This window comes from Paraburkholderia tropica (genome assembly GCF_900109265.1).
Classification (GTDB): domain Bacteria; phylum Pseudomonadota; class Gammaproteobacteria; order Burkholderiales; family Burkholderiaceae; genus Paraburkholderia; species Paraburkholderia tropica.
The window spans coordinates 259,634-273,426 of record NZ_FNZM01000010.1; the positions used below are offsets into that span (position 1 = coordinate 259,634).

Annotated in this window: 11 protein-coding genes; 10 read left to right on the forward strand and 1 reads right to left on the reverse strand. The window is 64.3% G+C overall.

The features are described 5' to 3' along the window. Positions 1-36: 36 nt before the first annotated feature. The 9 genes from rseP (at position 37) to BMY06_RS18680 (ending at position 10,042) form a co-directional block, all read left to right on the forward strand. On the forward strand, positions 37-1,509 hold the full coding sequence (rseP, locus tag BMY06_RS18640; protein WP_074984512.1) for an RIP metalloprotease RseP: 1,473 nt from the start codon (positions 37-39) through the stop codon (positions 1,507-1,509). Between the two features lie 67 nt (positions 1,510-1,576). Next, complete coding sequence (gene bamA / locus BMY06_RS18645; protein ID WP_065060164.1) at positions 1,577-3,883, forward strand: outer membrane protein assembly factor BamA; 2,307 nt, start codon at positions 1,577-1,579, stop codon at positions 3,881-3,883. Between the two features lie 44 nt (positions 3,884-3,927). After that, positions 3,928-4,473 carry an OmpH/Skp family outer membrane protein gene (locus tag BMY06_RS18650; RefSeq protein ID WP_074984514.1) on the forward strand — a complete coding sequence of 182 codons (546 nt, stop codon included), beginning with the start codon at positions 3,928-3,930 and terminating at the stop codon, positions 4,471-4,473. Between the two features lie 18 nt (positions 4,474-4,491). Beyond that, positions 4,492-5,562: a UDP-3-O-(3-hydroxymyristoyl)glucosamine N-acyltransferase gene (lpxD, locus tag BMY06_RS18655; protein ID WP_065060162.1), complete on the forward strand. Its 1,071-nt coding sequence runs from the start codon at positions 4,492-4,494 to the stop codon at positions 5,560-5,562. A gap of 318 nt (positions 5,563-5,880) precedes the next feature. Beyond that, positions 5,881-6,345 carry a 3-hydroxyacyl-ACP dehydratase FabZ gene (fabZ, locus tag BMY06_RS18660; RefSeq protein WP_065060161.1) on the forward strand — a complete coding sequence of 155 codons (465 nt, stop codon included), beginning with the start codon at positions 5,881-5,883 and terminating at the stop codon, positions 6,343-6,345. A 73-nt stretch (positions 6,346-6,418) separates the two neighbouring features. Continuing rightward, positions 6,419-7,207: an acyl-ACP--UDP-N-acetylglucosamine O-acyltransferase gene (gene lpxA / locus BMY06_RS18665; RefSeq protein WP_065060160.1), complete on the forward strand. Its 789-nt coding sequence runs from the start codon at positions 6,419-6,421 to the stop codon at positions 7,205-7,207. Between the two features lie 3 nt (positions 7,208-7,210). Next, complete coding sequence (gene lpxB, locus BMY06_RS18670; protein ID WP_074984515.1) at positions 7,211-8,380, forward strand: lipid-A-disaccharide synthase; 1,170 nt, start codon at positions 7,211-7,213, stop codon at positions 8,378-8,380. Next, entirely contained in the window at positions 8,377-9,162 is a 786-nt protein-coding gene (gene rnhB / locus BMY06_RS18675; protein WP_080180069.1) for a ribonuclease HII, read from the forward strand. Before lpxB ends, rnhB begins: the two co-directional genes overlap by 4 nt. Before the next feature lie 94 nt (positions 9,163-9,256). Further along, a complete protein-coding gene (locus BMY06_RS18680; RefSeq protein WP_065060158.1) occupies positions 9,257-10,042 on the forward strand; it encodes a TrmH family RNA methyltransferase in 786 nt (261 codons plus the stop codon). 99 nt (positions 10,043-10,141) lie between these two features. On the opposite strand, the gene ppsR is transcribed toward BMY06_RS18680, so the two are convergent. Beyond that, the gene (gene ppsR, locus BMY06_RS18685; RefSeq protein ID WP_065060157.1) at positions 10,142-10,957 is read right to left on the reverse strand and encodes a posphoenolpyruvate synthetase regulatory kinase/phosphorylase PpsR; all 816 of its coding nucleotides are present in this window, start codon (positions 10,955-10,957) and stop codon (positions 10,142-10,144) included. Between the two features lie 403 nt (positions 10,958-11,360). On the opposite strand from ppsR, the gene ppsA reads away from it, so the two are divergent. After that, positions 11,361-13,760 carry a phosphoenolpyruvate synthase gene (ppsA, locus tag BMY06_RS18690; RefSeq protein ID WP_065060156.1) on the forward strand — a complete coding sequence of 800 codons (2,400 nt, stop codon included), beginning with the start codon at positions 11,361-11,363 and terminating at the stop codon, positions 13,758-13,760. Positions 13,761-13,793 lie beyond the last annotated feature (33 nt).

Consider the following 13,793-nt stretch of genomic DNA (forward strand, 5'->3'; position numbering starts at 1 on the left):
CAGCACCAGCGTGCTGCTTCCAGCAGAGGAGGCGCTATGAATCTGCTCACCGAACTGGTGGCGTTTGTCGTTGCGATCGGCGTGCTCGTCGTCGTACACGAGTATGGTCACTACAGCGTCGCGCGCTTGTGCGGCGTCAAGGTTCTGCGATTCTCGATCGGCTTCGGCCGTCCGCTGCTGCAATGGGTCAGCAAAAAGACCGGCACCGAGTGGACGATCTCGGCGTTGCCGCTCGGCGGCTACGTGAAGATGCTCGACGAGCGCGAGTCGCCCGACTCGATCGATGCGGCCGATCTGCCGCACGCGTTCAACCGTCAGCCGGTCAGCAAGCGTATCGCCATCGTGGCGGCCGGTCCGGTCGCGAACTTCATTCTTGCCATCGTGCTGTTCGGCGCGGTCTACGCGAGCGGCGTGACCGAGCCCGCGGCGATCGTGGCGACGCCGCCCGCGCAGTCGGCCGCGGCGCAAGCCGGTTTCCAGGGCGGCGAAACCATTCTCTCCGTGAGCAACGCCAGCGGCAGCCACACCGAACCCGTGCGTTCGTGGGCGGATCTGCGCTGGAAACTCATGTCGACGGCGTTCGAGCACGGCCGCGTGGTGCTCGCCGCGCGTGACGGCTCCAGCACCTACGATTTCCCGCTCGATCTCTCGCGTCTCACGAGTCAGGATCTCGACGACGACTTCATGTCGAAGCTCGGCCTCGAACCGGGCGGCGGCACGCTGCGTATCGCGGGCATCGAACCGGGCAGCGCGGCGCAGCGGGCGGGTCTGGAAAAGGGCGATCGTCTGCGCGCTATCGACGGTCGTCCCGTTGATAGCGCAAGCAGTTTCATCGCATATGTGAAGGCGCACGCGGGCAAGCCCGTGCAGTTGTCGATCGAGCGCGGCGGCGCCGTGCCGGCCGAGGTCGCGGATAGCGACGCGGACAATAATGCCGACGACAACGCCGGCGCCACCCGCGGCAATCCGTCGAACGCCGCGCCCTCGAAGCCGCAAACGCTCACACTGAGCGTGACGCCGGCCGCGCAGCGCGACGAGGAAACGGGCAGCGAGGTGGGTCGCATCGGTGCGGCGCTGTCGGCGCAAGCGCCTTCGGTGGAGGTGCGCTACGGTCCGATCGAGAGCGCGCGGCTGGGTGCTTATCGCACGTGGGATATCGCGTTTTACTCGCTGCGGATGTTCGGCCGCATGCTCACGGGCGAGGCTTCGCTGAAGAATCTTTCGGGGCCGGTGACGATTGCTGACTATGCCGGCAAGAGCGCGCGGCTCGGTCCTTCCGCATTCCTGTCGTTCCTCGCCCTTGTCAGTATTAGCCTGGGCGTACTCAACCTGCTCCCAATTCCCGTATTGGACGGGGGGCATCTGTTATATTATGCGGTTGAAGCCGTAACGGGCAAAGCCGTCTCGGATCGCTGGCAGCTCGTGCTGCAGCGAGCGGGACTTGCCTGCATCGTCGCGCTGTCGGCGATCGCGTTGTTCAACGATCTGGCTCGGTTAATCCATTTCTAAAGGTGTCTGGCGGCGTCCTAGGGCGGGCCGCCTGACCTGATGCAGCTATACATACTGGGGAAGCACGTTGTTTAGACCTCATCGCTTGGTTCCAAAAACGGTTGCGGCTGCGGCGATCGCCGCACATGGTCTCGTTGTCCACGCAGCGACGACGCCTTTTGTGGTACAGGACATCCGCATCGAAGGACTGCAACGCGTCGAGCCGGGCACGGTGTTCGCGTACCTGCCCATCAAGCAGGGCGATACCTTCAACGACGACAAGGCTTCCGAAGCCATCCGCGCATTGTATGCGACGGGCTTTTTCAACGACGTGCGCATCGCTACCGAAGGCGGCGTCGTGGTCGTCCAGGTGCAGGAGCGTCCCGCGATCGGCACGATCGACTTCGCCGGCATCAAGGAATTCGACAAGGACAACCTCACGAAGGCGCTGCGCGCAGTCGGTCTCTCGCAAGGCCGCTACTACGACAAGGCACTCGTCGACAAGGCGGAGCAGGAACTCAAGCGCCAGTACCTCACGCGCGGCTTCTACGCCGCCGAAGTGACCACCACCGTCACGCCGATCGACCGCAACCGCGTCGGTCTGCTGTTCTCCGTGGTCGAAGGTCCGAGCGCGAAGATCCGCCAGATCAACTTTATCGGCAACAAGGCATACAGCAGCGGCACGCTCCTGAGCGAAATGCAGCTGTCCACGCCGAACTGGTTCTCGTGGTACACGAAGAACGACCTGTACTCGAAGGAAAAGCTCACGGGCGACCTCGAGAACGTGCGCTCGTACTACCTGAACCACGGTTACCTCGAGTTCAACATCGACTCGACCCAGGTTTCGATCTCGCCCGACAAGAAGGACATGTACCTCACGATCGGGCTGCACGAGGGCGAGCCGTACAAGATTTCGGGCATTCATCTCGCGGGCAATCTGCTGAACCGCGAAGCCGAGCTCACCAAGCTAATCAAGATCAAACCGGGCGATACGTTCTCGGCTGAGAAGCTGCAGGCAACGACCAAGGCGATCGTCGACAAGCTCGGCGAATACGGTTACGCCTTCGCGACCGTCAACGCGCTGCCGCAGATCGACCAGGCGCATCACACGGTCGAACTCACGCTGCAGGTCGACCCGAGCCGCCGCGTCTACGTGCGCCGCATCAACGTGGTGGGCAACACCCGCACGCGCGACGAAGTCGTGCGCCGCGAAATGCGCCAGCTCGAAAGCTCGTGGTTCGATTCGAGCCGCCTCGCGCTCTCGAAGGACCGTATCAACCGTCTGGGCTACTTCACCGACGTCGACGTGACGACGGTGCCGGTGGAAGGCACGGCCGACCAGGTGGACGTCGACGTCAAGGTGGCCGAAAAGCCGACCGGCGCGATCACGCTGGGCGCGGGCTTCTCGTCCACGGACAAGGTGGTGCTCTCGGCGGGCGTGTCGCAGGACAACGTGTTCGGTTCGGGCACCTCGCTGTCGGTGAACGTGAACACCGCGAAGACCTACCGTACGCTCGCGGTCACGCAGGTCGACCCGTACTTCACGGTCGACGGCATCAAGCGCATCACCGACGTCTACTACCGCACGTATCAGCCGCTGTACTACTCGACCGATTCGAGCTTCCGCATCATCACGGCCGGTGGCGACCTGAAGTTCGGCATTCCGTTCTCGGAAGTCGACACGGTCTTCTTCGGCGTGGGCTTCGAGCAGGACCGCCTCGACGTCGACTCGTACACGCCGCAGAGCTACATCGACTACGTGAACCAGTTCGGCCGCGTGTCGAACAACGTGCCGCTCACGATCGGCTGGTCGCGCGACGCGCGTGACAGCGCGCTCGTGCCGAGCCGCGGTTACTTCACGCAGGCGAACGCCGAATACGGCACGCCCGCGGGCGCCACGCAGTACTACAAGGCCGACGTCCAGGCGCAGTACTATTACTCGTTCGCGCGCGGCTTCGTGCTGGGCATGAACTTCCAGGCCGGTTACGGTAACGGTCTCGGCGGCAAGCCGTACCCGATCTTCAAGAACTACTACGCTGGCGGTATCGGTTCGGTGCGTGGCTATGAACCGAGCTCGCTCGGTCCGCGCGACAAGACCACGAACGATCCGATCGGCGGCTCGAAGATGGTGGTCGGCAACATCGAACTCACGTTCCCGCTGCCGGGTACGGGTTACGACCGTACGCTGCGCGTCTTCACCTTCGTCGATGGTGGTAACGTCTGGGGCGACGAGGGTTCGAGCATCGGCTCGAACGGCCTGCGCTACGCCTACGGTGTGGGTCTTGCGTGGATCTCGCCGATCGGGCCGCTCAAGCTGAGCCTCGGCTTCCCGCTCACGAAACACGAAGGCGACCAGTATCAGAAGTTCCAGTTCCAGATCGGGACGGCATTCTGACGACGCGCATCGCCACAGGCAATTTCAGAAACGAGAGGATAACTTTGCTAACGGGATTGTTTTCCAGACGGACGATCGGGGCCATGACGCTGTCGCTGGCGATGCTCGCTCTCGGCACGGGCGCGGCCCATGCGCAGGAAGCGAAGATCGCGGCGGTCAACTCCGACCGCATCCTGCGCGAATCCGCCCCCGCGAAGGCCGCGCAGACCAAGCTCGAAGCCGAGTTCGCGAAGCGCGACAAGGACCTGCAGGACATGGCGCAGCGTCTGAAGACCATGTCGGACTCGATCGACAAGAACGGTCCGTCGATGTCCGCGACCGACCGCGCGCAAAAGCAGCGCGATCTGTCGCAGCTCGACAGCGACTTCCAGCGCAAGCAGCGCGAGTTCCGCGAAGACCTGAATCAGCGTCGCAACGAAGAACTCGCCGCGGTGCTCGACCGCGCGAACAAGGTCATCAAGCAGATCGCCGAACAGCAGCATTACGACCTGATCGTGCAGGAAGCGGTGTACGTCAGTCCGCGCATCGACATCACCGACCAGGTGCTGAAGGCGCTCGCAGCCAACAGCACCGGCAGCAACAGCAACTAAGGCAGGAGCAGCACGCGTATGGCATTTACGCTTGAGGAAATCGCCGGGCGGTTCGGCGGCGAAGTGGTCGGGAATCCGGCGCAACGCGTCGGCTCGCTCGCGCCGCTCGACCAGGCCGGTCCGCAGCAGCTGGCGTTCCTTGCCAATCCGAAGTATCTGTCGCAGGTGGATGCCACCCGCGCCGGCGCGGTCCTGATCAGCCCGAGCGATCTGGAAAAGCTCGCTTCGCGCGAGGGCCGCAACTTCATCGTCACACCCAATCCGTATGCTTATTTCGCGCGTGTCGCGCAGGCGTTCATCGACCTCGCTACGCCGAAAACGCAGCCGGGCGTGCACCCGAGTGCGCACGTCGACGCGTCGGCGAAGATTGCCGCAAGTGCGGTGATCGGGCCGAACGTCACGGTGGAAGCGGGCGCCGTGATCGGCGAGAACGTGCGCCTGGACGCGAATGTGTTCATCGGCCGCGGCACGCAGGTGGGCGAGGGCTCGCACTTCTATCCGGGCGTTACGGTCTATCACGGCTGCAAGTTCGGCGCGCGCGCGATCGTGCATGCGGGCGCCGTGATCGGCTCGGACGGCTTCGGCTTCGCGCCCGATTTCACGGGCGAGGGCGAGGCGCGCACGGGTAGCTGGGTCAAGATTCCGCAAGTTGGCGGCGTCACGATCGGACCGGACGTCGAAATCGGCGCGAACACGACGATCGACCGTGGGGCCATGGCCGACACGATCATCGAAGAGTGCGTGAAGATCGACAACCTTGTGCAGATCGGCCACAACTGCCGCGTCGGCGCTTACACCGTGATCGCGGGCTGCGCGGGTATCGCCGGCAGCACGAGCATCGGCAAGCACTGCATGATCGGCGGCGCGGTCGGCATCGCGGGGCACGTCACGCTGGGCGACTACGTGATCGTCACGGCGAAGTCGGGCGTCTCGAAGTCGCTGCCCAAGGCCGGCATCTACACGAGCGCCTTCCCGGCGGTCGATCACGCCGACTGGAACAAGAGCGCCGCGCTGCTTCGCAACATCGACAAGCTGCGCGACCGCATCCGCGCGCTCGAAGCCGCCCAGAAGCCGCAAGGCGACGCCTGAGCAGGCTCGGGCAAGAATCAAAGCAGTTTCGGGGCACCGGGCAGCGCGCCGCCATTCTTCATTTGCTAACTGTGTTGGCGGAGATGGGCGGCGCACAGCCTGGCCGGCACGCAAAAGCCGGCGTCACGCGCGGGCGCCGTTTTTTGCGTGCCGCTTTGCGTTCCGGGCCTCGGGCCATCGGCCCCGGGGCAATCCGCATGCACGAAGCGCCGTGCGTGGCGCATACTGCGCCTCAGCGCGGGCCGTCGAGGTACGTCAGGCACTTCAGGCATCGCATCCGATAGTCACACGCGCAATTCCTGCGTGAGCAGAAACACCATGAACATCGAAAAACTCAACTTCGACATCCACAAGATCCTCACGCTGCTGCCGCACCGCTATCCGTTCCTGATGGTGGACCGGGTTATCGAGCTCGAGCCGCACAAGAGCATCAAGGCGTTGAAGAATGTGACGATCAACGAGCCCTTTTTCACGGGCCATTTCCCGCAGCGTCCGGTCATGCCCGGCGTGATGATTCTCGAAGCGCTGGCCCAGACCGCCGCGCTGCTCACGTTCTCGGAAGAGGAGCAGGACTTCGAGAACACGCTGTACTACTTCGTCGGCATCGACGGCGCGCGCTTCAAGCGCGTGGTGGAACCGGGCGACCAGCTCGTCCTGAACGTGACGTTCGAGCGCTACATGCGCGGCATCTGGAAGTTCAAGGCAGTCGCCGAAGTCGAAGGCTCGGTTGCCTGCGAAGCGGAACTGATGTGTACCGTCAAGAAAATGGACGCAGCGCAATAAGACGCGCCGCGCATTGCCGTCGCGCGCCGGGTGGCGCGCGGGCACGCTAACAGAATTCGGAGAGCCAGGACGAATGAGCAGGATCCATCCCACTGCGATCGTCGAGCCGGGCGCACAGGTCGATGAAACGGTCGAGATCGGCCCGTATGCGATCGTGGGCGCGAACGTCACCATCGGTGCGCGCACCAAGATCGGCTCGCACAGCGTGATCGAAGGCCACACCACGATCGGCGAAGACAACAGCATCGGCCATTACGCGTCGGTCGGCGGCCGCCCGCAGGACATGAAGTACAAGGGCGAACCCACGAAACTCGTGATCGGCAACCGCAACACCATCCGCGAGTTCACGACGCTGCATACGGGGACGGTGCAGGACACCGGCATCACCTCGATCGGCGACGACTGCTGGATCATGGCTTACGTGCACGTCGGTCACGACTGCCGTCTGGGCAACAACATCATCATGTCGAGCAACGCGCAGCTCGCGGGTCACGTGATCGTCGACGACCACGCGATCGTCGGCGGCATGACCGGCGTGCACCAGTTCGTGCGCATCGGCGCGCACTCGATGGTCGGCGGCGCCTCGGCGCTCGTGCAGGACGTGCCGCCGTTCGTGATCGCCGCCGGTAACAAGGCGGTGCCGCACGGCATCAACGTCGAAGGTCTGCGCCGCCGCGGTTTCTCGCCCGACGCGATTTCGGCGCTGCGCTCGGCGTACCGCACGCTCTACAAGAACGGTCTGTCGCTCGAAGAGGCGAAGGTGCAACTCGCCGAACTCGCCCAGGCGGGCGGCGACGGCGACACGCACGTGAAGGCGCTGCTCGATTTCGTCGAGCTGTCGCAGCGCGGCATCATCCGCTAAACGATGGCGCTGCAAAACCGTCCGCTGCGTCTCGCGATGGTCGCCGGCGAACCGTCCGGCGACCTGCTCGCGTCGTCGCTGCTCAAGGGGCTCGTCAGCAAGCTGCCGGATAGCACGCAGTACTACGGAATCGGCGGCCCGCGCATGCAGGCCGTCGGTTTCGACGCGCACTGGCCGATGGACAAGCTCACCGTGCGTGGCTACGTCGAGGCGCTCAAGCACATTCCCGAAATCCTGCGCATCCGCAACGAGCTCAAGCATCAACTGCTCGCGGAACCGCCCGACGCCTTCATCGGCGTCGACGCGCCGGATTTCAACTTCGGCCTCGAACACCCGCTGCGCGACGCCGGCATTCCGACGATTCACTTCGTCTGTCCGTCGATCTGGGCGTGGCGGGGCGGCCGTATCAAGAAGATCCAGAAGTCGGTGGATCACATGCTCTGCGTGTTCCCGTTCGAAACGGCGATTCTCGAAAAGGCCGGCGTGGCTGCGTCCTACGTGGGCCATCCGCTCGCCGACGAGATTCCGCTCGAACCGGACGTGCCGGGCGCGCGTCGCGCGCTCGGTCTGCCCGAAAATGGCCCGGTGATCGCCGTGCTGCCGGGCAGCCGTCGCTCCGAGATCAACCTGATCGGCCCGACCTTCTTCGACGCGATGCAGATCATGCAGCAGCGCGAGCCGGGTCTGCGTTTCGTGATGCCGGCGGCGACGCCCGCGATCCACGCGCAATTGCAGGAACTCGCGAATTCGCATCAGGGTCTCGCGCTCACGATCATCGACGGTCAGTCGCAAGTCGCCATGACGGCCGCCGACGCGATCCTCGTGAAGAGCGGCACGGTCACGCTGGAGGCCGCACTGCTCAAGAAGCCGATGGTCATCTCGTACAAGGTGCCCTGGCTCACGGGTCAGATCATGCGCCGCCAGGGCTATCTGCCGTATGTCGGTCTGCCGAACATTCTCGCGGGACGTTTTGTCGTGCCCGAGATTCTTCAGCATTTCGCCACGCCCGAGGCGCTGGCCGAAGCCACGCTCACGCAGTTGCACGACGAGGCGAACCGGCGCACCCTGACCGAAGTGTTCACGCAGATGCACATCGCGCTGCGCCAGAACACCGCGGAGCGCGCGGCGGAAGTGGTCGCGCGCATCACCGAAGGCCGCAGGAGCAAGGCATGACCGGAAGCACGACCCGCGCCAAGGCCGCGCCCAAGGGTGCGGCGGGCGGCGCGACGCGGGCGAAGGCGCCGTCGCAGGCGGCGCAAAAGCGCGCTGCGCGTCTGCAACTCGCGGAACAGGCCGGCTTGCTGTTCGAGTCGCCCGACGACGTGATTTGCGGCGTCGACGAAGCCGGGCGCGGCCCGCTCGCCGGTCCCGTGGTCGCGGCCGCGGTGATTCTCGATCCGGCGCGCCCGATTGCCGGACTCGACGACTCGAAGGTGCTCACGGCCAAGGCGCGCGACGCGCTCTACGATCTGATCGTCGAGCACTCGCTGGCCTGGTGCGTGGCCGAAGCGAGCGTCGAGGAAATCGACACGCTCAACATCCTGCACGCGACGATGCTGGCCATGCGCCGCGCTGTCGAAGGCCTGAGCGTCACGCCGACGCTGGCGAAGATCGACGGCAATCGCTGCCCGGTGCTGCCGGTGCGCAGCGAAGCGGTGATTGGCGGCGACGCGCTCGTGCCCGCGATTTCGGCGGCGTCGATCATCGCCAAGGTCACGCGCGACCGCATGCTGACGCAGTTGCACGCAACCTTCCCGTTCTACGGCTTCGATGCGCACGCGGGCTACGGCACGGCGCAGCATCTGGCCGCGCTGCGTGAACATGGTCCGTGCGAACATCATCGCCGCTCGTTCGCGCCGGTGCGCGAAGCGTTTGCGCTGCACGGCGCGGTGCTGACCGCAAGCGTCGCTACGGCGGCGTCCGCGGCCGAAGGCGACGCATTCGCGCCGCTCTAGACGCACGCGTGTCGCCGCGCAGCCCTATCGGCGTCGCCTCGTGCGGCGCCGTTTTCCTTTTCATTCATCGCATTACTGATCGTCAGGCCTGCCCGTGAAAGCCATTACCTCGCGCGACAATCCGCTCTACAAGCGCCTCAAGGCGCTGGCCGGCTCGACCCATCAGCAGCGCCGCGCGCATCAGGCGCTGCTCGAAGGCTTCCATCTGGCGAGCGCCTGGCTCGATGGCGGCTCGCAGCCCGAATATTGCGTCGTGACCGAAGGCGCGCTCGCGCACGCGGAGGCGCAGGACATCGTCGCGCGCGTGGACGAGCGCCGCATCATCACGCTCCCCGACGCGCTGTTCGGCCAGCTTTCGAACGTAGTGCACGGCGCGGGCATGCTGCTGCTCGTCGATATGCCCGAAGCGACGCTGCCGCAGCGCGTCGAATCGACTTGCCTCGTGCTCGACGGTTTGCAGGATGCCGGCAACGTCGGTTCGATTCTGCGCAGCGCGGCGGCGGCGGGTATCGACAAGGTGTTCTGCACGCCGGGGACCGCCTACGCGTGGTCGTCGAAGGTGCTGCGCTCGGCGATGGGCGCGCATTTCCTGTTGCAGGTGTTCGAGAACGTCGAGCCCGAGACGCTCGTCGATCTGCTCGGCGTGCCCGTCGTGATCACCGATTCGCACGGCGCGCAGGCCATCGACGAGGCCGATCTCTCGGGTCAGGTCGCCTGGGTGTTCGGCAACGAAGGCGCGGGCGTCTCGCAGGTCTGGCGCGACGCGGCCGCGCTGCGCGTGACCATTCCGCAGCCAGGCGGCATGGAGTCGCTCAACGTGGCGGCGGCCGCCGCCGTGTGCGTGTTCGAGCAATGCCGGCAGCAGCGCCGCGCGCGCTGAATCTTGCGGATCGTCGCCGCAAATTGAAAAAGGCCCGCTGCGTGCGGGCCTTTTTGCGTTTGCAGCGATCCGTTTCAGCGATCGGCCGCGCTCGATCGCTCAATAGGCGGGCTTGTCGATGCGGATTTCCTGCAGGATCGTGGTGGCGATTTCCTCGATCGACTTGTGTGTGGAGGAGAGCCACTTGATGCCTTCACGGCGCATCATCGCCTCGGCCTCGTTCACTTCGTAGCGGCAATTTTCCAGCGCCGCGTACTTGCTGCCCGGACGGCGTTCGTTGCGGATTTCCGTGAGGCGCTGCGGATCGATCGACAGGCCGAAGATCTTGCCGCGATGCGGCAGCAGCGAATTCGGCATCTTGCCGCGCTCGAAGTCGTCGGGGATCAGCGGATAGTTCGCGGCCTTCACGCCGTATTGCATCGCCAGATAGAGGCTCGTCGGCGTCTTGCCGCTGCGCGACACGCCCACGAGGATCACGTCTGCGTCGGCGAGATTGCGGTCGGACTGGCCGTCGTCGTGCGCGAGCGAGAAGTTGATCGCCTCGATGCGGTTCTTGTATTCGTCGGTGTCGGCGTTCTGGTGGCCGCGACCCATCGCGTGGCTCGACTTGAGCTCCAGCTCCTGTTCGAGCGGTTCCACGAAAGTCTGGAACATGTCGAGCACGAGCGCGTTCGCGCGTTTGACGATCTCGTTCGAATTGCTGTCCACGAGCGTCGTGAAGACGATCGGACGGCGGCCTTCCTGAACGGCGGCTTCGTTGATTTTTTCGGCGGTCGAGTAGGCTTTTTCCGTCGAATCGATGAACGGAACGCGCACGAGGCGGAATTTCTGGTCGAACTGCGACAGGATCGAATGCGCGAAAGTCTCGGCGGTGATCCCGGTACCGTCGGAGACGATGAATACGGTTGGCGGCATCGGATGAGGCTGGGTACGTGAACTGCTGTGCGGCTCACAGGACGGGCTTGGGCGCCCGGACTGCGCCTGCGGGCGGGGCCGCGGCGCGATTCTCGCCGACTGACACAATTTCTGTAGTCGGCACGGTAGAATAGCGGCAACCTGTTGGATAAGCAATTGCAGTGCAACCACGCCAAACGGCAGTCCATCGTGGCTCAATCTGGCGTCAACTTGCAGCGATTTTGCATAACTCCCTGCAATCGCGCGCATCTTCCTGCTTTTCCTTCCGCTGCGTGTGAGCTTTCGCACCTCTCGCGATTGCTTCTCCAACAGGTTGCGCAAGACGCGAATCCGCTTCCAATGGGCGGTCCGCGTTCGAGCCCACTTGCGCAATCGTGAATTTTTTTCACACTTAGGGGCTTGTATGACTAACACCGTTGCCAAGGATCAGGCTTATGTAGTGCCTTTCGAGCAGTTGCGGATGACCGACGTCGAGATCGTGGGCGGCAAGAACGCCTCGCTCGGCGAAATGATCAGCCAGTTGGCTGAGGCTGGCGTGCGCGTGCCCACGGGTTTCGCGACGACCGCGCTCGCATTCCGCGACTTCCTGAAGCACAACAACCTGACCGAGCGGATCGCCGCCCGTCTGGAAACGCTCGACGTCGACGACGTCAAGGCGCTGGCCGAAGCGGGTAAGGAAATCCGTCAATGGATCATCGACGCGCCGCTGCAGCCGAAACTGGAAGCGGACATCCGCGCCGGCTTCGAAACGCTGAAGGCGAGCTCGCCGTCGGAACTCTCGTTCGCCGTCCGCTCGTCGGCAACGGCGGAAGACCTGCCCGACGCTTCGTTCGCCGGTCAACAGGAAAGCTACCTGAACGTGGTCGGCATCGAAGACGTGCTCGACCGCCTCAAGCACGTGTTCGCGTCGCTCTACAACGACCGCGCCATCTCGTATCGCGTCCACAAGGGCTTTACCCACGCCGAAGTCGCCCTGTCGGCTGGCGTGCAGCGCATGGTCCGTTCGGACCGCGGCGCGGCTGGCGTGATGTTCACGCTCGACACGGAATCGGGCTTCAAGGAAGCGGTGTTCATCACGTCAAGCTACGGCCTCGGTGAGACCGTGGTGCAGGGCGCGGTGAATCCGGACGAGTTCTACGTCTTCAAGACCACGCTCGCACAAGGCAAGGCGCCGATCATCCGCCGCTCGATCGGCTCGAAGCTCATCAAGATGGAATTCACGCAGCCGGGCGAGCCGGGCCGCGTGAAGACGGTCGACGTCTCGCACGAACAGCGCAACCGTTTCTCGATCACCGACGAAGACGTGATCGAGCTGGCCAAGTACGCCGTCATCATCGAGAAGCACTACCAGCGTCCGATGGACATCGAGTGGGGCAAGGACGGTCTCGACGGCAAGATCTTCATTCTCCAGGCGCGTCCGGAGACGGTGAAGAGCCAGGCCGCCGGCAAGGCCGAGCAGCGCTTCAAGCTCAAGGGTCAGTCGCAGGTGCTGGCAACGGGCCGCGCAATCGGTCAGAAGATCGGCGCGGGCCGCGTGAAGGTGATTCACGATCCGTCCGAAATGGAACGCGTGCAGCCGGGCGACGTGCTGGTCGCCGACATGACCGACCCGAACTGGGAGCCGGTGATGAAGCGCGCAGCGGCCATCGTCACGAACCGTGGCGGCCGTACCTGCCACGCGGCGATCATCGCGCGTGAGCTGGGCGTGCCGGCAGTCGTGGGTTGCGGCGACGCAACCGACCTGCTCAAGGACGGTGCGCTCGTGACGGTGTCGTGCGCGGAAGGCGACGAAGGCCGCATTTACGACGGTCTGCTGGAAACCGAAGTCAGCGAAGTCCAGCGTGGCGAGCTGCCGGCTATTCCGGTCAAGATCATGATGAACGTCGGCAACCCGCAACTCGCGTTCGACTTCTCGCAACTGCCGAACGCAGGTGTTGGCCTCGCGCGTCTCGAGTTCATCATCAACAACAACATCGGCGTTCACCCGAAGGCGATTCTCGAGTACCCGAACGTCGACGCGGACCTGAAGAAGGCCGTGGAAAGCGTGGCGCGCGGCCATGCGTCGCCGCGCGCGTTCTACGTCGACAAGCTGACGGAAGGCATCGCCACGATCGCGGCGGCGTTCTATCCGAAGCCCGTCATCGTGCGGATGTCCGACTTCAAGTCGAACGAGTACAAGAAGCTGATCGGCGGTTCGCGCTACGAGCCGGACGAAGAAAACCCGATGCTGGGTTTCCGCGGCGCGTCGCGCTACATCGCCGACGACTTCGCGCAGGCGTTCGAAATGGAGTGCCTGGCGCTCAAGCGCGTGCGTGAAGAAATGGGCCTCGCGAACGTCGAGATCATGGTGCCGTTCGTGCGTACGCTGAAGCAGGCGGAGCGCGTGGTTGGCCTGCTCGCGAAGTACGGTCTGAAGCGCGGCGAAAACGGTCTGCGCCTGATCATGATGTGCGAAGTGCCGACGAACGCGATTCTTGCCGAAGAGTTCCTGCAGTACTTCGACGGCTTCTCGATCGGTTCGAACGACCTGACGCAGCTCACGCTCGGTCTCGACCGCGACTCGGGCATGGAACTGCTGGCCGCCGACTTCGACGAACGCGACCCGGCCGTCAAGTTCCTGCTCAAGCGTGCGATCGAAACCTGCCGCCGCCTGGACAAGTACGTCGGCATCTGCGGGCAGGGCCCGTCCGATCATCCGGACTTCGCCGAGTGGCTTGCTGAAGAAGGCATCGCTTCGATTTCGCTGAACCCGGACACGGTTGTCGAAACGTGGCAGGCGCTGGCCAAGTCGCAAGGCAAGTAAGGCAGCCCGCGTCACATGCGTTTCGTGTGTGAC